24 protein-coding genes are annotated in these 23,273 nt (G+C 56.1%); 11 read left to right on the forward strand and 13 right to left on the reverse strand.

Going from position 1 to position 23,273, the window contains the following annotated elements; all coding sequences use genetic code 11:
- Positions 1 to 4 precede the first annotated feature (4 nt).
- The 8 genes from SK53_RS08285 to nfsA all read right to left on the reverse strand — a co-directional run bounded on the left by SK53_RS08285 (position 5) and on the right by nfsA (position 7,319).
- A complete protein-coding gene (locus SK53_RS08285; RefSeq protein WP_086527936.1) occupies positions 5 to 502 on the reverse strand; it encodes a YbjO family protein in 498 nt (165 codons plus the stop codon).
- 42 nt (positions 503 to 544) lie between these two features.
- Positions 545 to 1,390: a putrescine ABC transporter permease PotI gene (gene potI / locus SK53_RS08290; protein ID WP_003858378.1), complete on the reverse strand. Its 846-nt coding sequence runs from the start codon at positions 1,388 to 1,390 to the stop codon at positions 545 to 547.
- A complete protein-coding gene (potH, locus tag SK53_RS08295) occupies positions 1,387 to 2,340 on the reverse strand; it encodes a putrescine ABC transporter permease PotH (protein WP_003858381.1) in 954 nt (317 codons plus the stop codon). The genes potI and potH overlap by 4 nt, the downstream gene beginning before the upstream one ends.
- Positions 2,341 to 2,349: 9 nt before the next feature.
- A complete protein-coding gene (gene potG, locus SK53_RS08300) occupies positions 2,350 to 3,483 on the reverse strand; it encodes a putrescine ABC transporter ATP-binding subunit PotG (protein ID WP_017693732.1) in 1,134 nt (377 codons plus the stop codon).
- Between the two features lie 143 nt (positions 3,484 to 3,626).
- Complete coding sequence (potF, locus tag SK53_RS08305; RefSeq protein ID WP_022650689.1) at positions 3,627 to 4,739, reverse strand: spermidine/putrescine ABC transporter substrate-binding protein PotF; 1,113 nt, start codon at positions 4,737 to 4,739, stop codon at positions 3,627 to 3,629.
- 350 nt (positions 4,740 to 5,089) lie between these two features.
- Positions 5,090 to 5,566: a YbjN domain-containing protein gene (locus tag SK53_RS08310; protein WP_003858385.1), complete on the reverse strand. Its 477-nt coding sequence runs from the start codon at positions 5,564 to 5,566 to the stop codon at positions 5,090 to 5,092.
- Positions 5,567 to 5,629: 63 nt separating this feature from the next.
- Positions 5,630 to 6,532: a 30S ribosomal protein S6--L-glutamate ligase gene (gene rimK, locus SK53_RS08315; RefSeq protein WP_048209039.1), complete on the reverse strand. Its 903-nt coding sequence runs from the start codon at positions 6,530 to 6,532 to the stop codon at positions 5,630 to 5,632.
- 64 nt (positions 6,533 to 6,596) lie between these two features.
- Positions 6,597 to 7,319 (reverse strand): nitroreductase NfsA, encoded by a 723-nt coding sequence (gene nfsA, locus SK53_RS08320; protein ID WP_003858388.1) that lies wholly within the window; start codon positions 7,317 to 7,319, stop codon positions 6,597 to 6,599.
- A gap of 185 nt (positions 7,320 to 7,504) precedes the next feature.
- Between nfsA and SK53_RS08325 the strand changes: the two genes are divergently transcribed.
- A complete protein-coding gene (locus tag SK53_RS08325) occupies positions 7,505 to 7,774 on the forward strand; it encodes a GrxA family glutaredoxin (RefSeq protein ID WP_006809455.1) in 270 nt (89 codons plus the stop codon).
- A gap of 30 nt (positions 7,775 to 7,804) precedes the next feature.
- On the opposite strand, the gene SK53_RS08330 is transcribed toward SK53_RS08325, so the two are convergent.
- Positions 7,805 to 8,179, reverse strand: a complete 375-nt coding sequence (locus tag SK53_RS08330) for an inner membrane protein YbjM (RefSeq protein ID WP_017384878.1) — start codon at positions 8,177 to 8,179, stop codon at positions 7,805 to 7,807.
- Positions 8,180 to 8,453: 274 nt separating this feature from the next.
- Between SK53_RS08330 and SK53_RS08335 the strand changes: the two genes are divergently transcribed.
- The 4 genes from SK53_RS08335 to arsC all read left to right on the forward strand — a co-directional run bounded on the left by SK53_RS08335 (position 8,454) and on the right by arsC (position 13,177).
- A complete protein-coding gene (locus SK53_RS08335) occupies positions 8,454 to 10,139 on the forward strand; it encodes an aspartate:alanine antiporter (protein WP_032610193.1) in 1,686 nt (561 codons plus the stop codon).
- A 949-nt stretch (positions 10,140 to 11,088) separates the two neighbouring features.
- Positions 11,089 to 11,409 carry a metalloregulator ArsR/SmtB family transcription factor gene (locus SK53_RS08345; RefSeq protein ID WP_022650686.1) on the forward strand — a complete coding sequence of 107 codons (321 nt, stop codon included), beginning with the start codon at positions 11,089 to 11,091 and terminating at the stop codon, positions 11,407 to 11,409.
- A 40-nt stretch (positions 11,410 to 11,449) separates the two neighbouring features.
- Positions 11,450 to 12,739: an arsenic transporter gene (locus SK53_RS08350; protein ID WP_022650685.1), complete on the forward strand. Its 1,290-nt coding sequence runs from the start codon at positions 11,450 to 11,452 to the stop codon at positions 12,737 to 12,739.
- Between the two features lie 12 nt (positions 12,740 to 12,751).
- Positions 12,752 to 13,177 carry a glutaredoxin-dependent arsenate reductase gene (arsC, locus tag SK53_RS08355; protein WP_032608927.1) on the forward strand — a complete coding sequence of 142 codons (426 nt, stop codon included), beginning with the start codon at positions 12,752 to 12,754 and terminating at the stop codon, positions 13,175 to 13,177.
- A gap of 27 nt (positions 13,178 to 13,204) precedes the next feature.
- Here arsC and SK53_RS08360 read toward each other — a convergent pair whose 3' ends face one another.
- Complete coding sequence (locus tag SK53_RS08360) at positions 13,205 to 13,756, reverse strand: TetR/AcrR family transcriptional regulator (protein ID WP_048209040.1); 552 nt, start codon at positions 13,754 to 13,756, stop codon at positions 13,205 to 13,207.
- A gap of 82 nt (positions 13,757 to 13,838) precedes the next feature.
- Between SK53_RS08360 and SK53_RS08365 the strand changes: the two genes are divergently transcribed.
- On the forward strand, positions 13,839 to 15,053 hold the full coding sequence (locus SK53_RS08365; protein ID WP_022650682.1) for an MFS transporter: 1,215 nt from the start codon (positions 13,839 to 13,841) through the stop codon (positions 15,051 to 15,053).
- Complete coding sequence (locus tag SK53_RS08370; protein ID WP_015571023.1) at positions 15,043 to 15,855, forward strand: Cof-type HAD-IIB family hydrolase; 813 nt, start codon at positions 15,043 to 15,045, stop codon at positions 15,853 to 15,855. The genes SK53_RS08365 and SK53_RS08370 overlap by 11 nt, the downstream gene beginning before the upstream one ends.
- 524 nt (positions 15,856 to 16,379) lie before the next feature.
- Here SK53_RS08370 and SK53_RS08375 read toward each other — a convergent pair.
- Positions 16,380 to 17,612, reverse strand: coding sequence for an MFS transporter (locus SK53_RS08375; protein ID WP_022650680.1), 1,233 nt, complete (start codon positions 17,610 to 17,612; stop codon positions 16,380 to 16,382).
- Between the two features lie 167 nt (positions 17,613 to 17,779).
- Here SK53_RS08375 and SK53_RS08380 point away from each other — a divergent pair, with 167 nt between their 5' ends.
- The 3 genes from SK53_RS08380 to deoR all read left to right on the forward strand — a co-directional run bounded on the left by SK53_RS08380 (position 17,780) and on the right by deoR (position 19,950).
- Complete coding sequence (locus SK53_RS08380; protein WP_032657833.1) at positions 17,780 to 18,508, forward strand: phosphatase PAP2 family protein; 729 nt, start codon at positions 17,780 to 17,782, stop codon at positions 18,506 to 18,508.
- 7 nt (positions 18,509 to 18,515) lie between these two features.
- On the forward strand, positions 18,516 to 19,124 hold the full coding sequence (ybjG, locus tag SK53_RS08385) for an undecaprenyl-diphosphate phosphatase (protein ID WP_003858405.1): 609 nt from the start codon (positions 18,516 to 18,518) through the stop codon (positions 19,122 to 19,124).
- Between the two features lie 67 nt (positions 19,125 to 19,191).
- Positions 19,192 to 19,950 carry a DNA-binding transcriptional repressor DeoR gene (gene deoR / locus SK53_RS08390; protein WP_022650678.1) on the forward strand — a complete coding sequence of 253 codons (759 nt, stop codon included), beginning with the start codon at positions 19,192 to 19,194 and terminating at the stop codon, positions 19,948 to 19,950.
- 86 nt (positions 19,951 to 20,036) lie between these two features.
- On the opposite strand, the gene dacC is transcribed toward deoR, so the two are convergent.
- Positions 20,037 to 21,242: a serine-type D-Ala-D-Ala carboxypeptidase gene (dacC, locus tag SK53_RS08395; protein WP_022650677.1), complete on the reverse strand. Its 1,206-nt coding sequence runs from the start codon at positions 21,240 to 21,242 to the stop codon at positions 20,037 to 20,039.
- Positions 21,243 to 21,485: 243 nt separating this feature from the next.
- Here dacC and SK53_RS08400 point away from each other — a divergent pair, with 243 nt between their 5' ends.
- Positions 21,486 to 22,112 (forward strand): glutathione S-transferase family protein, encoded by a 627-nt coding sequence (locus tag SK53_RS08400; RefSeq protein WP_003858411.1) that lies wholly within the window; start codon positions 21,486 to 21,488, stop codon positions 22,110 to 22,112.
- Here the strand turns inward: SK53_RS08400 and SK53_RS08405 are convergent, their stop codons facing one another.
- On the reverse strand, positions 22,113 to 23,231 hold the full coding sequence (locus SK53_RS08405) for a PQQ-dependent sugar dehydrogenase (RefSeq protein ID WP_048209043.1): 1,119 nt from the start codon (positions 23,229 to 23,231) through the stop codon (positions 22,113 to 22,115).
- Between the last annotated feature and the right edge of the window lie 42 nt (positions 23,232 to 23,273).

The raw sequence follows: 23,273 nt of genomic DNA on the forward strand, positions 1-23,273 counted from the left end.
CACATTATTGCAGGCGGAAGAACCGCCGGCTCGAAGCTGGTGCAAATAGCAGGAACAGAACCAGCATATCCGGCAGTTTTTGCATCACCAGTGAATGGAAAATCTCACGTCGCGACTCACCGGGTATGCTGAACAGCTCCGGATAGCCATAGCCCAGCGAGGCGGCCCACAGGTAGCCTGCGGCTGTGATCTGCGTCAGCAGATACACCCAGCGCGCCCAGTTACGGCCTTTCACCAGCGAGAACGCACAGTAGATCTCAATAAACACCAGCATCAGGCTGCTGAGAAACACCAGCGTCAGATTCCACGTCTGCGCGCTGCGGTGAATAAATTCCCCCATTCCGCGCGGACCCAGCGTGTTCATTATCATCAGCACATCCAGACAGCGGATCATAATAATGGCGAGCGCCGCCACCTGCACCAGTGCAGGGACGTTCGGACGGGCGTGCGAATGACGTGTTTTTTGTAAGAATCCCAATGTTTTTACTTCCCTGAAAAACAGTGCCGCGTCATACGCGGCACATCACTGGAAATAGTAATTCCTTCAGCCGCGTCTTGCACGCTGGATATCGCGCACACGCTGTTTTTCCGCGCGCGCCATCAAATACCAGGCGATAAATCCGACAATTCCGACCACGCCAAGGATGATGGAGGCCAGGGCGTTGATCTCCGGATTCACCCCCATCCGCACGCTGGAGAAGACCAGCATCGGCAGCGTCGTCGCGCCCGGTCCCGACACAAAGCTGGCGATAACCAGATCGTCGAGCGAGAGCGTGAACGCCAGCAGCCAGCCGGAGATCACCGCCGGCATAATCATCGGCAGCGTGATGATGAAAAAGACCTTCAGCGGCGTGGCGCCGAGATCCATCGCCGCCTCTTCAATGGAGCGATCCAGCTCGCGCAGCCGCGAGGAGATGACCACCGCCACATATGCCGTACAGAAGGTGACGTGCGCCAGCCAGATGGTGAGCATCCCGCGATCCGCTGGCCAGCCGATGGCGTGCGCCAGCGCGACAAACAGCAGCAGCAGCGACAGTCCGGTGATCACGTCCGGCATGACCAGCGGGGCGGTGATCATAAATGCAAAACCATTTGCCCCGCGGAAACGGCCAAAGCGCACCATCACCAGCGCGGCAATCGTGCCCAGCACGCAGGCCATCGTCGCCGCCAGCGCCGCAATGGTCAGGCTCAGCCCCACCGCGCTCATCATCGCATCATCGTGGAACAGCTCGCTGTACCAGCGCGTCGACCAGCCCGCCCAGACGGTGACCAGCTTAGAGCTGTTGAACGAGTAGATCACCAGCATCAGCATCGGCGCATACAGGAAGGTAAAGCCGATAATCAGGATCGCAATTCGCCACGGGGAGCGTACTACCGGTAAGTTGTTCATCCGTGGTCTCCCATCTGTTTCTGCTGATGTTTATGGAACCACATGATCGGCACGATCAGCAGCAGTAACATGACGATCGCCACCGCCGAGGCCACCGGCCAGTCGCGGTTATTGAAGAACTCCTGCCACAGCACGCGGCCAATCATGATGCTGTCCGGGCCGCCGAGCAGTTCCGGGATCACAAACTCCCCAACAGCCGGGATAAACACCAGCATCGATCCGGCGATGATTCCGCCTTTGGTGAGAGGGACAATGACGCTGAAGAAAGTCTTCAACGGGCGTGCGCCGAGATCCAGCGAGGCTTCCACCAGCGAGTAATCAATACGCGTCAGCGCCGTATAGATCGGCAGCACCATAAACGGCAGATAGGCATAGACAATCCCGATATACACCGCAAGGTTGGTATGCAGGATCGTCAGCGGCTGGTCGATCACCCCAAGCCACAGCAGGAAGTTATTCAGTATGCCGTTATTCTTCAGGATCCCCATCCACGCGTACACGCGGATCAGGAACGACGTCCACGACGGTAAAATGACCAATAGCAGTAAAATATTTCGCGTCGACGGCTTGCTGTGCGCCACTGCCCACGCCAGCGGGTAGCCCATCAACAAGCAGCAGATCGTAGAAATAGCCGCAACCTGTAACGACTGCAAATAGGCTTCGAAATAGAGCGGATCGTCGGTCAGTTGCAGGAAATTACCGAGGTTTACGGTCAGCGTCAGCTGCCCGTCGGCCCACTCCCACAGATCGGTATACGGTGGGATCGCCCGCGCCATCTCCGCCAGGCTGATCTTAAAGACGATCAGGAACGGCAGCAGAAACAGCAGGATCAGCCAGATATAGGGCATGGCGATGACCAGCTTGCGGCCATGCGCCATCTGTATGCGCGCCAGCCAGAGCGCGAAACCGCCCGGTTTTTTGACGCGGGCTGGAGGTTCAAGTGTACTCATGACCGCTCCTTATACCGTCAGGACTACGCAACTGTCCGCATCCCAGCAGAGGCTCACTTCGTCGCCCCAGGTTGGCTGTCCCTTGCGATACCGGTGTTCGTTCTGTAACTGGGCGCTGAGCATCTGGCCGCTTTTCAGGCGCACATGGTAAATCGACAGATCGCCGAGATAGGCAATGTGCACCACTTCGCCCACGGCAAAGTTATAGCCATCGGCGGGCGGCTCATCGCAAAGCATGATTTTTTCCGGGCGCAGGGCAACGTAAACCGGCACGTTGTCCACCACGGAGTTATCAGAATCAACCTTCAGCGGGTGTACCAGCCCCGGCGATTCAATCACCAGACCGTCGTCCTGGCGCTCCTTCAGCAGCCCTTCGAAGACGTTCACCGAGCCGATGAACTCCGCGCTGTAGCGGGTTGTCGGGTGTTCGTAAATCTCTTCCGGCTCGCCGATCTGCACGAACTTACCGCGATTCATGATCGCAATGCGCCCGGCCATGGTCATCGCCTCTTCCTGGTCGTGAGTCACCATCACGCAGGTCACCCCCACGCGCTCGAGGATATCCACCACTTCCAGCTGCATCCGGTCGCGCAGCTTTTTATCCAGCGCGCCCATCGGCTCGTCGAGCAGTAATAATTTTGGACGCTTCGCCAGACTTCTTGCCAGCGCCACGCGCTGACGCTGGCCGCCGGAAAGCTGATGCGGCTTACGCTTCGCAAACTCCTGCATATGCACCAGGCTCAGCATCTCCGCCACGCGCGCGGTGATTTCGGCTTTCGGCAGTTTGTCCTGCTTCAGGCCGAAGGCGATGTTCTGCTCGACGGTCATGTGCGGGAACAGGGCATAGGACTGGAACATCATGTTGATGGGCCGCTGGTACGGCGGCACGCTGGAGAGGTCTACCCCATCCAGCACGATCTGCCCGGCGGTGGGCTGTTCAAACCCGGCCAGCATGCGCAGCAGGGTCGATTTACCGCAGCCGGATGCGCCGAGCAAAGCAAATATTTCACCTTTGTAGATCGTCAGGCTGACATCGTCCACGGCATGCTGGCCGTCGAAGGATTTGGTGAGGTTACGAATTTCAAGAAGCGGGGTCAGCGCTTTACGGACTTTCGCCTGCGGGCGGGGGATCGCGTCATTCACGGGGTGCTCTCCGGCATAGATCAACACTGGTGCAAACGCACCGTCAGGGTGCGCATCGCCGGGCGGCGCTAACGCTTGCCCGGCCTACGGTATTTGTCGGCCCGGTAAGCGACGGCGCTACCGGGCAACGATATCAAACGCCGTTACTTACCACTTTTCACCTTGGTCCACGCGCGGGTACGCACACGGTCAATTTTTGGTTCCTGCACTTTCAGGGTGAAGAGCTTGGCAAACACATCGGCTGGCGGGTAGATCGCCGGATTATTGCGGATTTCTTCGCTCACCAGCGGCTCGGAGGCCTTGTTACCATTGGCGTAGTAGACGTGGTCGCTGATGTGAGCAATCACGTCCGGACGCATCAGGTAGTTGAGGAACTGATACGCTTCCTCTTTGTTTTTCGCATCAGCCGGCATCGCGAAGACGTCGAAGAACGCCAGCGCCCCCTCCTTCGGAATGAAGTAGGAAACATTCACGCCGTTTTTTGCCTCTTTCGCGCGGTTCGCCGCCTGCCAGACGTCGCCCGCCCAGCCGATGGCCACGCAGATATCCCCGTTCGCCAGGTCGTTGATGTACTGAGAGGAGTGGAAGTAGCGAATATTCGGACGCAGCTTCAGTAGCAGGTCGGTCGCCGGACCGGTGTAGTCGTCGGCCTTGCTGCTGTTTGGATCTTTGCCGAGATAGTTAAGCACGGTGGCGAAAATCTCTTCCGGCGCATCGAGGAAAGAGACGCCGCAGCTTTTCAGCTTCTCGAGGTTTTCCGGCTTCAGCACTACGTCCCAGCTGTCCAGCTTGACGTCCGGGCCCAGCGCCGCTTTGACTTTATCCACGTTATAGCCAATACCGGTGGTCGCCCACAGGTAAGGCATCGCGTATTTGTTGTCCGGATCGTGCTTCGCCACCAGCTTCAGCACGTCCGGATCGAGGTTTTTCCAGTTCGGTAATTTGCTCTTGTCCAGCGGCTGGAAGACACCGGCGGTCAGCTGACGCTCCAGGAAGCTTGCCGACGGCACCACCAGGTCGAAACCGGTGCTGCCCGCCATCAGTTTGCCTTCCAGCACTTCGTTGGAATCGAATACGTCGTACACAACCTTAATGCCGGTCTCTTTTTCAAAATTGGCGACGGTATCCGGCGCAATATAGTCAGACCAGTTATAGACGTGCAGCGTTTTTTGTTCCGCAGCGAGCGTGCCGGCAGAGACGGCCATCAGAGCACCCGCAACCAGACCCGATAACCATTTTTTATTCAAGGCGATCATATTGTTATTCCTTCTGAAAGCTCGTTAACAAACGAACCAAAACTGTGCAGCCTGAAGATATGCAATAATCATGCATAGTTTGTCGCTCTGCCCGAAATAAAATACCCCCCTCATCCCGGCAGGTTCCGCTCGCTTTTTTAAGCACCGCAAGAATAACTGTAGCCCGTGTCTCCGGCTATAGCCCAGACGAAAAAACGCCTTTTATCAATTTTTTATGCAGATTATGTCTACGTGATAAGCCGAAACGGCCGGAGAGGAGGTGAAAAATTCTTTAAAGAAAGGTTAAAAGCAGCAGAAAAAACGGTGTTATGCAGCCGCTCTGGCAGCGACTGCGCAAAAGTCAGACAGGCTTAGTGGAGAAAATTGGGAGATGCATCATTATTCTCGGCGTCATCTTCCGCACTATACAGCAGGTGATGTGCGTTGGCTTCCATCATGACCATGGAAATTTGCTCTTCGCTCAGGCGCATAAACCAGGCGAACTGCTTGAACGAGAGCCCCGCGCCGGAGAATAAAGACTGGCAAACCACCAGCTTTGGCAGATTATCATCCTGTATGTCGAGAAACGCTTTCACCGTCAAAGAACTGGCGTTGATCGCTGACAGATCGGATGCCAGCGCCAGCAGCGCGGACGGCTTTACTTCAGCCAGCGCGGAGAAAAGGATCACGTCGTTAATCAGATCGATTTTGGCATCGAAAATGCCGTCGAAATTTTGCATGTGAGGCAGATGCAGCGCCTGGCAGGAGTCGCATTCGAAGAAAGTAATACCGGCATCATCGAGCCATTGACGTAACGTATCCAGTGTAGGTACGACCTGTAAATCCATCGCAGTGCAGCCTCTTAAATAAAAACGTTGTCCAGATTACGCAAAAAGTGCGCGCCGATCCATTTAACCGCCCGTTTTCAGGCAAAATCCCGGCGTCGCATGGCGTTCAATCCATGCAATCATTTTACCTGCAATATCGACGCCTGTGGTTTTTTCCACCCCTTCCAGCCCCGGCGAGGCGTTAACTTCCATCACCAACGGCCCGCGGTCAGCACGCAGCAGATCGACCCCCGCCACGTCCAGGCCCAGCGTCTGCGCCGCTTTCACCGCAATCTCACGCTCGCGCTCGCTGATAAGGGCCACCCGTGCGATACCGCCGCGGTGAAGGTTAGAGCGAAAATCGCCCTCTTTCGCCTGCCGCTCTATGGCGGCCACCACTTCATCGCCCACCACAAAGCAGCGGATGTCGCACCCTTTAGCCTCTTTAATATACTCCTGCACCAGAATATGGGCATTCAGACCGCGAAACGCATCGATCACGCTTTCCGCCGCCTGACGCGTCTCCGCCAGTACCACTCCAATACCCTGCGTACCTTCCACCAGCTTAATGACCAGCGGCGCACCGCCCACCATGTCGATTAAATCGCTGGTGTCGTCCGGGGAGTGAGCAATCCCGGTGACGGGCAGATCGATCCCCTGGCGCGCCAGCAGTTGCAGCGAGCGCAGCTTATCGCGGGCGCGGGAAATCGCCACGGATTCATTGAGCGGATAGCTTCCCAGCATTTCAAACTGGCGCAGCGCGGCCGTGCCGTAATAGGTGACCTGGGAGCCAATACGGGGAATTACCGCATCAAAATGCGGCAATTTGCGGCCTTTGTAATGAATCGACGACGCCGCAGGGTCGATGTTCATATAGCAGGACATCGGATCGAGGATCTCAACCTGATGTCCGCGTTTCGCCGCCGCTTCTCGCAGGCGTTTACATGAATAGAGCGTTCCATCCCGGGACAATATGGCAATTTTCACCCTGCACCTCTCTAAAGACATGGTAAAAGCCTGCCTATCATACACGAGGAGCAGGAGGAATGGACTACCGCGTTGCCCAGCCCTGTTTGTGCAGGTAGTCGAGAATGAACGGGCGGTTCTCCTTGATGATGGTGCGACGAATATGGTCGCTCCAGGTGTCGCGGCGGTTGTTGCTGTCGCGCGTCAGATAGTAGTTCGCCAGCTCTTCATCGTATTGATGCAGAACGTCCTGGTCGACCGGCTGGTAGTGGTTTTCATGCACCAGCATCGCAGCAGGAATGCGCGGCTTCAGATCCGGGTTATCCGCCGGCCAGCCGAGGCACAGACCAAACAGCGGCAGCACGTGTTTCGGCAGCTTCAGCAGTTCCGTCACGCTTTCGATGTTGTTACGCAGCCCGCCAATATAGACGCCGCCAAGCCCCAGTGATTCCGCCGCCGTGAACGCGTTTTGCGCCATCAGTGCCGTATCCACAACGCCCAGCAGCAGCTGTTCCGCCAGCCCCAGCTCGGCCTCAGGACAGATTTGCAGGTGACGGTTAAAATCGGCGCAGAACACCCAGAACTCAGCCGCCTGGGCAACGTGCTTTTGTCCGCCCGTCAGCGTTACCAGCTGCTCACGCATCGCCGGATCGGTGATGCGGATAATGGAGCTGCACTGCAAAAAGCTGGAGCTGGAGGTACCTCTTGCGCTGTCGATGATCGCGTCCCGCTGCGCCTGGGTAATTGGCTCATCGGTGAAATGGCGAATGGAACGGTGGGAACGAAGCAGGTCAATGGTTGGCGTCATTTTGTCTCTCTTTGTGTTGCGTAAAACGTATGGCAGCCAGTATAGGCAATGATCCACCTGATGTAATTGGCGAAACATAGCCTGACTGTATCAAAGTGACAGGTGAAACCTTCTTTCCATGACGGCAGGTTATCGTGCACTATAGGCGCTATTCGCCGTCAGGCTTGTTTTTTGAGGAGAGAGAAATGTTTGCAGTAATTTTTGGTCGTCCAGGATGCCCTTACTGTGTGCGCGCGAAAGAGCTGGCAGAGAAACTGACTGAAGAGCGTGATGATTTCAACTTCCGTTATGTGGATATCCACGCGGAAGGCATCACTAAAGCCGATCTGGAAAAAACCGTGGGTAAACCGGTTGAAACCGTGCCGCAGATCTTCCTCGATCAGAAACACATCGGCGGCTGCACCGATTTTGAGGCCTACGCCAAAGAACACCTGGGCCTGTTTGCGGCTCAGTAATGCGAAGACGCCCTCACCCTGAGGGCGTTTTTATTTACGGTGCTTCCGCTGTTGCAGCAGGCTGCGCGTAAATAAGAAACAGAGCGCGCCCAGCGCACACCAGAAAACGCCACTCAGTAGCCACGCCACTTCCTGCCAGACGCTTCTCGACGAGAGAAACAGCACGCGCATCAGAAGCAGGCAGAGCGGGGCCGCAAGCATTGCCCCAATAAGCGGCATCACCACCTCGCCTTTACGTGAGAGAAAACCGGCTACTACCCCCGGCAGGATGAAGAACAACAGGCCCAGCTCGGGATGACCGGACGCTCTGAAGGCGCCTTTCACGTTAAAAGCGAGTGACATGCAAACGACCGTAAACAGCAAAAAACAGCTGATTACGCCAGCCCAGTTTCGTTTAAAGTTCAAACTATCCTCCTGACTTATCTCTATCAAATACAAAAATCGTCCGGTGGACGCCCAGTCAGATAAAGCAATGCGGCAATCCTTGCCAAAGCACGCACAGAAGTCGTGCGATAATAGGTGGCTGTCGGTAGCTATTACGATTAAACTAACCGACTGCTAGTGTTTAGGGTATTTATCAGGAAGCAGGGAGATGCAAAGTGATTCCCTGACTCTGAAAACAGTAGCCCAAATTGTCCTTTCATTCAACAACTTACTGGTAAACAAGAAGTTAGCCTCCGTGAATATAAACGTCGCAGACTTGTTAAATGGGAATTACATCCTGTTATTATTTGTGGTACTGGCGCTGGGCCTTTGTCTGGGTAAATTACGCCTGGGTTCAGTTCAACTTGGTAATTCCATTGGCGTTTTAGTCGTCTCCCTGTTATTAGGTCAACAACATTTCAGTATTAACACGGACGCGCTTAACTTAGGTTTCATGCTGTTTATTTTTTGCGTAGGCGTGGAAGCCGGTCCGAACTTTTTTTCCATTTTCTTCCGAGACGGCAAAAATTACCTGATGCTGGCGCTGGTGATGGTCGGCAGCGCCCTGCTGATTGCGTTAGGGCTGGGCAAGCTGTTTGGCTGGGACATCGGCTTAACGGCCGGTATGCTGGCAGGCTCGATGACCTCCACACCGGTGCTTGTCGGCGCGGGCGATACGCTTCGTCATTCTGGCATGGCCGGCACGCCGCTTTCCTCCGCGCTGGACAACCTGAGTCTGGGCTATGCCCTGACCTATCTGATTGGTCTGGTGAGCCTGATTGTTGGCGCGCGCTATCTGCCAAAACTTCAGCATCAGGATCTCCAGACCAGCGCCCAGACCATCGCCCGCGAGCGCGGCCTGGACACGGACTCCAAACGTAAAGTTTACCTGCCGGTGATCCGCGCCTACCGCGTCGGGCCGGAGCTGGTTGCCTGGACCGACGGGAAAAACCTGCGCGAGCTGGGGATCTACCGTCAGACCGGCTGCTACATCGAACGTATCCGTCGTAACGGCATTCTGGCAAACCCGGACGGTGACGCGGTGCTCCAGATGGGCGATGACATCGCCCTTGTTGGCTACCCGGACGCCCACGCGCGTCTCGATCCGAGCTTCCGCAACGGGAAAGAGGTGTTTGACCGCGACCTGCTGGACATGCGTATTGTCACCGAAGAGATTGTGGTGAAAAACCACAATGCCGTGGGTCGCCGTCTGGCACAGCTGAAGCTGACCGACCACGGTTGTTTCCTCAACCGCGTGATCCGCAGCCAGATTGAAATGCCTATCGACGATAACGTGGTGCTCAATAAAGGCGATGTGTTGCAGGTTAGCGGCGATGCCCGACGTGTTAAAACCGTTGCCGACCGTATCGGCTTTATCTCAATCCACAGCCAGGTGACGGACCTGTTAGCCTTCTGCGCCTTCTTCATTGTCGGCCTGATGATCGGGATGATCACCTTCCAGTTCAGCAACTTTAGCTTCGGCATTGGTAATGCAGCCGGTCTGCTGTTCGCCGGGATCATGCTGGGCTTCCTGCGAGCGAACCATCCCACCTTCGGCTATATCCCTCAGGGTGCGCTGAACATGGTGAAAGAGTTCGGTCTGATGGTCTTTATGGCGGGTGTCGGCTTAAGCGCCGGGAGCGGCATTGGCAATGGCCTGGGTGCGGTCGGCTGGCAAATGTTGGTTTCCGGACTTATCGTCAGCCTGGTACCGGTGGTGATCTGTTTCCTGTTCGGCGCTTACGTGCTGCGCATGAACCGCGCCCTGCTCTTCGGCGCGATGATGGGCGCGCGCACCTGCGCACCGGCGATGGAGATCATCAGCGACACCGCGCGCAGCAACATCCCGGCACTGGGGTATGCGGGCACCTATGCTATCGCTAACGTACTGCTCACGCTGGCAGGTACGCTGATCATCATCATCTGGCCAGGACTCGGATAAGTCTCAAGTTTGCGCGTGGTGAAAATTATTTTCGTTACGCGCAGAACTTTTTTATCAGGGGGCAGTCATAACTAGTGCCACTGCTTTTCTTTGATGTCCCCAATTTGTGGAGCCCATCAACCCCGCCGTTTTGGTTCAAGGTTGATGGGTTTTTTGTTTCCTGAAATTAATACCCTTCCCTATCAATTACTTATAACACTACCTTATTTCCATGGCGGTATAGCTGATCTTCTTGCGCGGTTAAATTTTGCCTGGTCAATATCTTAAAAGAACAACGATTGAGCGTAGATATGATCGGGTTTGAACTTCGATACAGGCAGCTGGCATAAGCTGGAACGAATTAATCCACCTGATGACAGGAAAAGGAATGAAGGCTTCATCCGGGTATAGCGGCAGAAGTCTACATAAAGCTCGCTCACCACTCCAATTTCGGAATCGCTCTTCTGAAACCGGAATTTATTTAGGTCCCATGTATGCGTTCACATATCGCGTGCAATTGTATTGAGGTTATTGACGGTGGATATCACTACCCTTGCCCGTAAATGGGGCTCAAGACTACTTAAGGCCGTCTGGTTTGTGTTAATTAGCTTCCTGGCAGGACGTATGCTGGGTCCTTCAACAGCTTATATTAACCACGACGTTGCAACTGCTATTTGCGGCTTCATCTATGGTGATATTAATGGGGAGACAATGTACGAAACATATACAAATATTGATATTTTGATTCTGTTAACATCTGCAACGATCGTCTGTCTCATAACATTGAAGATATTCAACAAAACCAGGAATCATTAATCTTCTAATCCCGCCCTGTCTGTGGCTCAAAGACGACGGCTCAACGTAGTGGTACTTCACTGAGGGCATTTATTTGCCCTTATTGCCCTTCCCTCACCTGCCACAAACATATATGATTTAATGTATATGATAAAAAAACACGCAGGATCCCCAGATGCTTCACCCCGTTCAGCTCTTCAAAACCCTCTCCGACGAAACGCGCCTCTCCATCGTCATGCTTCTGCGTGAGGCGGGCGAGTTGTGCGTCTGCGATCTCTGCTCCGCTACCAACGAGCCGCAGCCGAAAGTCTCGCGCCATATGGCCTTACTGCGCGAGGCCGGGCTGGTCATCGATCGTCGTGAGGGTAAATGGATCTACTACCGTCTCTCTCCCAACATGCCCGCGTGGGCGGCAACCGTTATCGATAACAGCTGGAACTGCCTGCGAGAAGAGACACGTATGAAGCTGAAAAACCGCCTCCCGGGCTCTTGCTGACCACGACACATTCACAAAAACAGATATAACGGAGTAAAAGATGTTTCTGGCAGGGGCTATTTTTCTGTTTACGCTGGTACTGGTTATCTGGCAGCCCAAAGGGCTCAGTATCGGCTGGAGTGCCACCATTGGCGCCGCGCTGGCGCTGGCGAGCGGTGTGATCCACGTTAACGATATTCCGGTGGTCTGGAACATCGTCTGGAATGCGACGGCCACGTTTATCGCGGTAATCGTTATCAGTTTGCTGCTGGATGAGTCCGGTTTTTTCGAGTGGGCGGCGCTGCACGTTGCTCGCTGGGGAAACGGTCGCGGGCGGTTGCTGTTTACCTGGATCGTGCTGCTGGGTGCGGCCGTGGCGGCGCTGTTCGCCAATGACGGTGCGGCATTGATCCTGACGCCTATCGTTATCGCCATGCTGCTGGCGCTGGGGTTCAGCAAGCAGGCCACGCTGGCGTTCGTGATGGCGGCGGGATTTATCGCCGATACCGCCAGCCTGCCGCTGATTGTCTCCAACCTGGTCAACATTGTGTCGGCGGACTTCTTTAAGCTGGGCTTTAGCGAATACGCCTCGGTGATGATCCCGGTTGATATCGCCGCAATTGCCGCAACGCTGGTGATGCTGCATCTGTTCTTCCGCAAGGAAATACCGCCGGAATATGACCTGGCAAAACTCCGCGAGCCTGCTTTGGCCATTCACGACCTGCCGACGTTCAGAACGGGCTGGATCGTGCTGCTGCTACTGCTCGTCGGTTTCTTTGTGCTTGAACCTCTGGGTATCCCGGTCAGCGCTATCGCAACAACTGGCGCGCTGATTTTGTTTGCCGTTGCTAAACGCGGGCACGCCATTAACACCGGAAAAGTGCTGCGCGGCGCGCCGTGGCAAATTGTTATCTTCTCGCTGGGGATGTATCTGGTGGTGTATGGCCTGCGCAACGCCGGGCTGACGGAGTCTCTTTCAGGCGTTCTTGATTACTTAGCCGGGTACGGACTCTGGGTCACCACGCTGGGAACCGGATTTATCACCGCCTTCCTGTCATCCATAATGAACAATATGCCAACGGTGCTGATTGGCGCGCTCTCCATTGAGGGTAGTGCTGCAACAGGGTTGGTTAAAGAGGCGATGATTTACGCTAACGTGATTGGCTGCGATTTGGGGCCGAAAATTACCCCCATCGGGAGCCTGGCTACCCTGCTATGGCTTCATGTGCTGGCACAGAAAAACATGACTATTACCTGGGGCTACTATTTCAGGACGGGCATCATAATGACGCTGCCAGTTCTCTTTGTGACGCTTGCCGCGCTGGCGCTACGTCTCTCCTTCACACTGTAATGAGTAACGGATATGAGCCATATCACTATCTACCACAACCCGGCCTGCGGCACGTCGCGCAATACGCTGGAGATGATCCGCAACAGCGGTACGGAACCCGAAATTATTCTCTATCTTGATAACCCACCGTCGCGTGATGAACTGACCAGGCTGATTGCAGATATGGGGATTTCCATAGGCGATCTGCTGCGCAAAAACGTCGAGCCTTATGAGCAACTGGGCCTTTCACAGGGACATTTCACCGACGACCAGCTTATCGATTTCATGCTGCAATACCCTATTCTGATTAACCGTCCGATTGTGGTGACGCCGCTGGGTACCCGTCTGTGCCGCCCTTCTGAAGCCGTTCTCGACATCCTTCCGGACGCGCAAAAAGGGGCATTTACGAAGGAAGATGGCGAAGTCGTCGTTGACGCCAGCGGGAAAAAAATCTCCTGACATCAGGCGTGGCCGGGGCGAGCGCTATCAGATGGTATCCTCGCCCGCAATCCGCCCCACCATCACCCGGATCTCCTCCCGGGTTAACGGCGACCGGTCGGTTACAAAATGCAGCGTCATTCCCTCGATAAACGCATCCAGCGCACGGGCGGTGGCCGGATCAAACCACTGCTCAAGCGTAGTCTGGCTCATCTTCATCCAGTCCTGCATCACCGTTTTCAGCGCGGCGCTGCGGTGCATAAACGCGTATAACTGATACATCAGCGCCATATTGTGTGGCGTGGTCACGGCTGAACTGTGGATCAGCGTGGTAACGGCCTCGCACGCCCTCTCCCGCCCGGTCACCCCCGCGAAGAAATCCCGGTACTGCTGAGACATCTGCTGCGTAAACCACGTGAAGGCCTCCTCCAGAAGCGACTCCATCCCGTCGAAATAGTAGGTCATCGACCCTAGCGGCACGCCTGCGCAGGTGGCAATTTTGCGGTGCGTGACGGCATGAATACCGTGCTCAGCAATGGTGTCCAGCGTCGCCTGGAGTATCTTCTCGCGGCGGTTAGGGTCGTTCGGTGGTCTGCTCATAAAATCCTCATCCAGTTTGTGTACAAATGTACACAAAGTTGCTAGTGTTGTCGCTATTGTTGTACTTCTGGTGCTGATCCCAATGACGCTAACTTCTCCTCGCAAAGCCCTGCATCTGCGCATGTGGGCGCTGTTTATGTTCTTCTTCATCCCCGGGCTGCTGATGGCTTCCTGGGCAACGCGCACCCCGGCAATCCGCGATACGCTGTCCGTCTCGACGGCGGAGATGGGGATCGTGCTGTTTGGCCTGTCGATTGGCTCGATGAGCGGCATCCTCTGCTCGGCCTGGCTGGTGAAGCGCTTTGGCACGCGCGCGGTGATTCGCACCACCATGTGCTGCGCCGTGGTGGGAATGCTCGGTCTGAGCGTGGCGCTGTGGTTCGCCTCGCCGCTGATGTTTGCCCTTGGGCTGATGGTATTTGGCGGCAGCTTTGGTGCGGCGGAAGTGGCCATTAACGTCGAGGGGGCCGCCGTCGAACAGGCGATGAACAAAACGGTGCTGCCGATGATGCATGGCTTTTACAGCCTCGGCACGCTGGCGGGCGCGGGCGTGGGGATGGCGCTGACGGCGCTGGGCATTGCGGCCAATGTGCACATTTTGCTGGCGGCGCTGGTCTGTATTATCCCGATCCTCACCGGCATCAGGGCTATTCCCGCAGGCACAGGACAACACGCCACGGACGAACAGAAGTCTGCGGAAAAAGGGTTGCCCTTTTATCGTGATTTCCAGCTAATGCTGATTGGCGTGGTGGTGCTGGCGATGGCGTTTGCTGAAGGCTCGGCCAACGACTGGCTACCGTTGCTGATGGTGGACGGGCACGGATTTAGCCCCACCTCCGGCTCGCTGATTTACGCCGGGTTTACGCTCGGCATGACCGTCGGACGCTTTACCGGGGGCTGGTTTATCGACCGTTACAGCCGCGTGGCTGTCGTCCGTGCCAGCGCCCTGCTGGGTGGGCTGGGCATCGCGATGATTATCTTTGTGGATGTGGACTGGATTGCCGGCGTGTCGGTGATCCTGTGGGGACTGGGCGCCTCCCTTGGCTTCCCGCTGACCATTTCCGCTGCCAGCGATACCGGCCCCGACGCGCCGACGCGCGTGAGCGTCGTGGCGACCACGGGCTACCTCGCTTTCCTGGTGGGCCCGCCGCTGCTTGGATTCCTCGGTGAGCACTACGGGTTACGCAGCGCGATGCTGGTGGTATTAGGGTTAGTCATTATTGCCGCCCTGGTGGCGCGAGCGGTGGCAAAACCGGAAGCAGAAACAACGTCAATGGAGAAGGGATATGAGCGTTAAACTGATTGCAGTCGACATGGATGGCTCCTTCCTGAGCGATGCGAAAACCTATAACCGCGCGCGTTTTCTGGCGCAGTACGCGCGCATGAAAGCGCAAGGCATCCGTTTTGTGGTCGCCAGCGGAAACCAGTACTACCAGCTGATCTCATTTTTCCCGGAGATCGCCCATGAAATTGCCTTCGTCGCCGAAAACGGCGGCTGGGTGGTAGATGCGGGCGAAGACGTGTTTAACGGCGAACTGTCGAAAGAGCATTTTCTGACCGTCGCCACCCTGTTAAACGACGTGCCCGGCATTGAGATAATTGCCTGCGGAAAAAACAGCGCCTACACGCTGAAAACGTATAACGACCTCTTCAAAGAGATTGCTGCGAAATACTATCACCGCCTTGAAAGCGTCAGCAGCTTTGACAACCTCAACGATATTTTCTTCAAATTCGGGCTAAACGTCTCTGACGACGAAATTCCGCGCATTCAGGCGCTGCTGCATGAGAAGCTTGGCGACATCATGGTGCCGGTGACCACGGGACACGGTAGTATCGACCTGATTATCCCCGGCGTACACAAAGCTAACGGCCTGCGGATCCTGCAAGCGCGCTGGGGCATTGAGGACAGTGAAGTGGTGGCCTTTGGCGACAGCGGTAACGACGTGGAGATGTTGCGCCAGGCTGGGTTTGGCTTCGCGATGGCCAATGCCAGACCGCATATTAAAGCGGTGGCCCGCTATGAAGCGCCGAACAATAATGACGAAGGGGTTCTGGACGTAATTGATAGGGTGCTGGATGGGAGGGCGCCGTTTAATTGATTCCGTGCGCTCTGGTGCCCTCACCCTAACCCTCTCCCACAGGGCTGAGGGTTCCCCACAAAATAATGCCTGCACAGACGGCCCCCTCTCCCTTGAGGGAGAGGGCTGGGGTGAGGGGGAACATACGGCTCTGGTGGTCATTCCGTTCACTTTATGTTCCTTGCTACTCTGTCACGACATGACCGGTGAACGTGCCAGGGTGGCTCAGTCGCCACCACCCTGGCGACCCGGGCTTCCGGCGGAAAATCGCCGCTTCGCGGTGCCTTCGGCTTATTCCTTCCGGCTTATCGGGGACGGGCGGAGGTAACATCCCTGTAAAGCCCGCCCTCTCGGCGCATCCCTGCGCCTCGCCCCGGCCTACAGGAAACGCCTCAGCGATTTACAGCCGGACCGAGGCATCGCTGAAAGCCCTCAGTTATTCTGAGGCAACGTTATCGCTTTTGCTTTCAAATTACTGGGGATCCCTCAGCCCACAGGGAGAGGGAACTGTCCCGAGCTCGCCCACGGGGGAGAGGGAATAAGGATTACGGTTGCAGCGCGTTTCCGACGCGTTTGTCCTTCAGGAACACCACCATCAGACCTACCCACAGCACACCGTTTGCGAGATTGAACAGGCTGAAGAGCCCGTTTCCGCCAAACGCATAAGCATGCTTGCTCACCTCAATTCCGACGGTGAAAATCAGCATTTGCAGCATCCCCATCGCGGCAGACACCGTGCCTTTACTCATTTCACTGGCGAACAGCGTCAGGCGTACCAGACCGGCATTCGCCACGCCGATACCAAACGCGTAAATGCTCAGCCCCGCCGTCATCCACAGGTACGCATGAGACGAGGCTACGGTCGCCACCGCCGCGATAATCAGCCCTGCCGCTATGGGCCAACCGCCCATAATAATCAGCGAACGCACGGTACGGCGTGACGTCAGACGCGCCAGCACCAGGTTACCGATAATCAGCGCGCCAAAAATCGGCACCTGTAACAGGCCATACTCATAGCTGCTAAGCTGTTCGCCGCTGATGATAATGACCGGCGACTGGGCAATCCACGCCAGCAGCGGCAGGCTGACAAAGCCCGTCGCCAGTGCGCCCGCGACGAAACGGCCATTTTGCAGCACCGCCTTATAGTCACGCCCCAGCTCTTTAAGCGAGAGCTTTTCGCCCAGGCGGGTGGCGGTCTCCGGCATCGCACGGTGCAGACCAAAGAAAGAGATGGCCGCAAGCGCGGCAAAGAGCACGAACATCCCTTCCCACGGCGCGACGTGGACCCATGCGGCTCCCACCAGCGGCCCCAGAAGCGGTGCAATCAGCGCCACGTTCGCCATCAGCGCGGTAATTTTGATACATACCGCCTCCTCAAACGACTCCTGAATAGCGGCGTAGCCCACGGCACCAATAAAGCACAGGCTCACGCCCTGAAGAAAACGCAGCAACGTGAACTGCTCAATGTTCTGCGCCAGCAGCGTGGCGAGACAGGTGACGATAAACCATACCACGCCCGTCAGCATCACCGGGCGGCGGCCAATACGATCCGACAGCGGCCCTAAAAGCCACTGTAAAAACATGCCGCCCGCGAGATAGGCGGTCATCGATGTAGGTACCCACTCAATACCTGCGTTGTACTGCTCAACCACAGCCAGCATGCCTGGCTGGATCATGTCGTTGCCGATGTAGGTAGAGAATTCGTAAAGCACCAGACACAGAGGAAAAAGTAACGCCTGACGACCCAGACGATTACCGGAAGAAGAACGGTTTATCATGCAATCTCTTTAATATGAAAAAATCGCGATGAGTGTAATGAATTGTCGCTGTCTGAGATAGCAAATTAACGTGAAAAAACAGAAATAAGGCACTTATCGTTGTTGTTTAAGGTTTCCTTAAGTTGCCCTCCTTATGATAGTGCTATTTCACGTTATTGACCGAAACTATGACACACGCCGTCAGCCCTTCAGAATTATCTAAGTTACCGACAAATAAGACAAAACGCCTTTACCGTTTGCCTGCCCGCTTTTATGGTTATCAGCTTTTCGTGCTGATCGTCCTTGCGCTGCTTTTTACCTGGCTTTCGCGTGATGAATCGCTTGACCGATGGATCACCGGCTTCTGGTATGACGCGGCGACGCATCATTTCCCGCTACAGCAAAATCCGCTGCTGGATCTGCTCAACCATCGGCTGGCGAAATATGTGGCCATTGCCCTGGCCGTCATCGCGCTGGTTTACGGGACTTACAGACGCAATGCCCGGCTGGTGACAGCCGCGCTTCTGATGGGTCTGGGCGCGCTCGTTGTAGGAGCCCTGAAAAGCATGAGCCACCACAGCTGTCCGTGGGATCTGGTGGAGTATGGCGGCAAAGCCGTCTCGTATCCCCTGTTCAGCGCGATTCCGGCAGACAGCGGACCGGGACGCTGCTTTCCCGGCGGCCACGCCTCAAGCGGGTTTATGGTGATGGGGCTGTTTTTTGCCTTCTGGCGTGAACGTCCACGCCTGGCCTGGACCTTTGTCGCGTTGGGCGTTGTTATGGGGCTGCTGATGGGATTCGGGCAGGTCATGCGCGGCGCGCATTTTTTCTCTCACAACCTGTGGGCCGGGTGGTGGGTCTGGTTTTCCCAGGTGCTGGTTTACGGGCTGGTTTCCGCCTGGTTTGCTAAAGAGTAACGAGATTATGTTAGAAAATCTGAACTACGAACTGTTTTACCTGCTCAACGCCACGCCGTCGTCACCGGAATGGATGATCGATCTCGCCACCTTCATTGCGAAAGATGTGATCAGCATCGTACCGGCGCTGGCGGTGATCCTCTGGTTATGGGGACCTCGTACACAGGTCACCGCCCAGCGCCATCTGGTGATCAAAATGGCGATGGCGATCGGCGTCAGCGTGCTGGCAAGCTACGTGCTGGGCCACGCCTTCCCACACGATCGTCCGTTTGTCGATCGCGTCGGCTACAACTTCCTGCACCATGCGCCGGACGACTCGTTCCCGAGCGATCACGGCACGGTGATCTTCACCTTTGCGCTGGCCTTCCTGTTCTGGCATCGCCTGTGGTCCGGCGTAGTGCTGATGGGCGTGGCGGTCGCCATCGCCTGGTCCCGCGTCTACCTGGGCGTGCACTGGCCGCTGGATATGGTCGGCGGTTTCCTGGTGGGACTGATGGGCTGCGTCAGCGCAGCCATCCTGTGGAGCCTCTTTGGTCCGGCGCTTTATCGTGGATTATCACAGGCCTATCGCGTTCTGTTTGCCCTTCCGATCCGCAAAGGCTGGATACGTGACTAACCCCGGTCCGTCAGGTTACACTTGAGCCCCCGCCCTGCGGGGGCTCACTTTTTTAGCCCGAGGATCTATGGAAACACGTCGCGATGACCGCATTGCTCAGCTGCTCCAGGCGCTGAAGCGCAGCGATAAGCTGCATCTTAAGGAAGCCGCTACCCTGCTTGGCGTGTCTGAAATGACCATTCGTCGCGATCTGAACAGCGACAGCGCCCCCGTTGTGCTGCTTGGCGGGTATATTGTTCTGGAGCCGCGTAGCGCCAGCCATTATCTGTTAAGCGATCAAAAAACACGCCTGGTGGAGGAGAAGCGCAAAGCCGCGCGGCTCGCCGCCTCGCTGGTGCAGCCGCATCAAACGCTGTTTTTTGACTGCGGTACGACAACCCCGTGGATCATCGAGGCCATCGACAGCACCGTTCCGTTTACCGCCGTCTGTTATTCGCTAAACACCTTCCTTGCCTTGCAGGAGAAACCGGCGTGCCGGGTGATTTTGTGTGGCGGCGAATTTCATGCCAGCAACGCCATTTTCAAACCGCTGAATATTCAGGACACGCTGAGCAATGTATGCCCGGATATCGCCTTTTACTCTGCGGCGGGCGTGAATGTGAAACAGGGGGCAACCTGTTTTAATCTTGAAGAGTTACCGGTGAAACAGTGGGCGCTCAACGCCGCACAGCAGCATGTGCTGGTGGTTGATCACAGTAAATTTGGCAAGGTCCGTCCGGCAAGGATGGGTGAACTGTCGCGCTTTGACGCCATCGTCAGTGATTGCCGCCCGGATGACGAGCTGGTGGCATACGCGAAAGCGCAGCAGGTGAAGTTGATGTATTGAGGTTATGCCGGGTGGCGGCTTCGCCTTACCCGGCCTACAACGGCTCGAACGTAGGCCGGGTAAGCGCAGCGCCACCCGGCAAAAACTTAGCTGAACCAGCTGCCAAACCAGCCGTGGAATTTCATTAACACAAAGTCCCATATCCGGCTGAAGAAGCCGCCCTCTTCCACCGCTTCCATTACCACCAGCGGACGCTGCTCAATGGATTTGCCGTTAAGCTGGAAATCTATCGTCCCGACCACCTGGCCTTTTTTTAACGGCGCGGTCAGCTGTGGCTCGGTCAGGGTATAGCTCGCTTTCAGGTTTTTCAGCTGGCCGCGTGGAATGGTGACGGACCCCGCTTCACCTGCCCCCAGGTTTACTTCACTTTTATCACCAAACCAGACGCGCTGGCTGACGAAGGTGGCGTCCGGCTTAATCGGCGTGACGGTTTCAAAGAAGCGGAAACCCCAGGTCAGCAGTTTTTCTGACTCGTTAAAACGAATGCGGTCGGTTTTCGTGCCCAGCACCACCGAGATCAGGCGCATATCGCCCTGCGTCGCAGAAGCCACCAGGTTGTATCCGGCCCCGGCAGTTGTACCGGTTTTCATGCCGTCCACGTTAACGTTACTGCTCCAGAGCAGGCGGTTACGGTTAGGCTGGCGAATATTATTGAAGGTAAACTCTTTCTCTTTATGGATGGCGTACTCATCCGGAACGTCATGGATCAGCGCTTTGCCCAGCAGCGCCATATCGCGCGCGGTACTGAACTGACCCGGCGCATCCAGGCCGTGAACGGTTTTAAAGGTGGTATTGGTCAGACCCAGTTTTTTCGCGTAGCCATTCATCAGCCCAATAAACGAGTCCTGACTGCCCGCGACGTAATCGGCCAGCGCAATACAGGCATCATTTCCCGACTGAATAATGACCCCTTTATTCAGATCGGAAACGGAGACCTGATCACCGGGCTTCAGGAACATCACGGACGAGCCGCGCAGCGCCGGGTTACCGGTCGCCCAGGCATCTTTCCCGACGGTGACCATGTCATTCAGCTTGATCTTGCCTGCTTTTAACGCCTGGCCGACCACATAGCTGGTCATAATTTTCGTCAGGCTCGCCGGGTCGAGTTTTTCGTCGGCGTTACCTTCCGCCAGCACTTTCCCGCTGGCGTAATCCATCAGGATCCAGGCGCGCGCATCAACAGGCGGCGCTTCGGGCGCTGTCTGTTCCGCCGCATGAAGCGTTGGGGCAAAAAGGAAAAGCAGCGCCGAGCCTGCCGCCAGGCTGCGCAGAGAAGAAGTTTTTTGCGTCATAAATGCCACCCGAGTGTCCATTCTAAAAATCACGTCACAATCACCGTGTCGCAAGAAGCGATGAGTAATAGCGCACTACAGCCTTCAAAGAAACCTGTTCCAGGTAAAGTTTTTAAAGTTTATGCAATAACATTCAGATACGCTTTGGTTGCGGCGTTTTTTTTAGCATCTGTTGCGTAATTGTTAGGTTTATCTCACCATGGCGAAAAGCTGACTCGGATTCACATCTCATCGGGAGTAAATATGATTACGCTGTGGGGCAGGAACAATTCGACTAACGTGAAGAAAGTGCTCTGGACGCTGGAGGAGCTGGATTTACCGTTCAACCAAATTATGGCTGGCATGGCGTTCGGGGTGAATAAAGACGCCGACTATCTGGCGATGAACCCAAACGGGCTGGTGCCGTTGCTGCGCGATGACGAGACAGACGCCACGCTGTGGGAGTCCAATACCATTGTGCGTTATCTCGCCGCGCAGTACGGCCAGGGTCGCCTGTGGGTTGAAAATCCGGCCCAGCGCGCGCAGGGCGAAAAATGGATGGACTGGGCAAACCAGACGCTTTCCCCAACGCACCGCGTGATCCTGATGGGGCTTATCCGTACGCCGGAAGCCGATCGTGATTATCCCGCCATTCATGCCGCCCAGGACGCGTGCGAGTCGCTGTTTGCGATGATGGACGACGAACTGGCGAAGCATACCTGGTTCTCCGGCGACACGTTCGGCGTGGGCGATATCGCCGTCGCCCCCTTCGTCTGGAACCTCACTAACATGGGTCTCAGCTGGACCCCGCGCCCTCACCTTGAGCGCTGGATCCAGCAGCTCAGCGAGCGCCCGGCGTATCGCAACGTGGTGATGATCCCGGTGACCTGATTACGACCCGGACGGGCTGACTTTCCAAAGCTGCCCGTCCGTCTCGTCGGTCAGCACGTACAGATAACCATCCGGCCCGACGCGCACATCGCGGATACGCTGATCTTTATCCCCAAGAATTCGCCCATCCTCCGTCACGGTATTACCCTTCACGCTCAGCACGATGACGTCTTTCTCCTTCAGCGCGCCGATAAACAGCTTGTTTTTCCACTGCGGGAAGACGTCGCTGTTGTAGAACGCCATGCCGCTGACGGCGGGCGACACTTTCCAGACAAACAGTGGTTTTTCGGTGCCTTCAACGTGCTCGCCTTTTGCTTCCGGGATTTTCAGGCCGCTGTAATTGATCCCGTGCGTCGCCAGGGGCCAGCCGTAGTTTTTGCCCTTCTCAGGAATGTTAACCTCATCCCCACCGCGTGGTCCGTGTTCGTTGAGCCACAGCGTGTCACTCCACGGGTTCATCGCCATTCCCTGCGGGTTGCGAATGCCATAGGACCAGATTTCCGGGCGCGCTCCGGCGGTGTTCACAAACGGATTATCCGGTGGCACTTTTCCGTCCTCCGTCAGGCGCACCACCTTGCCCTGAAGCTTGTCCAGATCCTGCGCCGTCGGGCGCTGGTTGTTTTCACCCAGGCCAATAAAGAGATGGCCTTTGCCGTCGAACACCAGCCGTCCGCCAAAGTGGTTGCCGCTAGAGAGCTTCGGCATCTGTCGGAACACCACCTGGAAGCCCTCAATGCGCGACAGGTCATCGCTCAACCGCCCATAGCCCACCGCGGTACCCGCTTTGCCATCATTACCTGCCTCGGCGAAGCTGAGCCAGACCCGCCGTGATTGTGCAAAATCCGGGGCCAGCGCGACGTCCAGCAGTCCGCCCTGGCCGCTCGCCCACACTTTCGGCACGCCGACAATCGGATCGGAGAGCCCTTTCCCTGCCTGCCAGTGCTTAAGCTGCCCGTCTTTGAGCGTGATGAGCAGCCCCTTGTTATCTGGCAGAAACGCCAGCGACCAGGGGTGATCCAGTTTTGTCTGTAGCACGTCGACCTTAACCGTCTCAGGCGCTGCAAGCAGTGAAAGCGGGAATAACAAGACTGGAAGGAAAATCAGCGAGGATCGAGGCATAACGCACTCCTTTATCGACATATGGCTTAAAGATTAGCCACT

The sequence above is a fragment of the Enterobacter sp. MGH119 genome, assembly GCF_001037675.1.
Lineage (GTDB): Bacteria > Pseudomonadota > Gammaproteobacteria > Enterobacterales > Enterobacteriaceae > Enterobacter > Enterobacter hormaechei_C.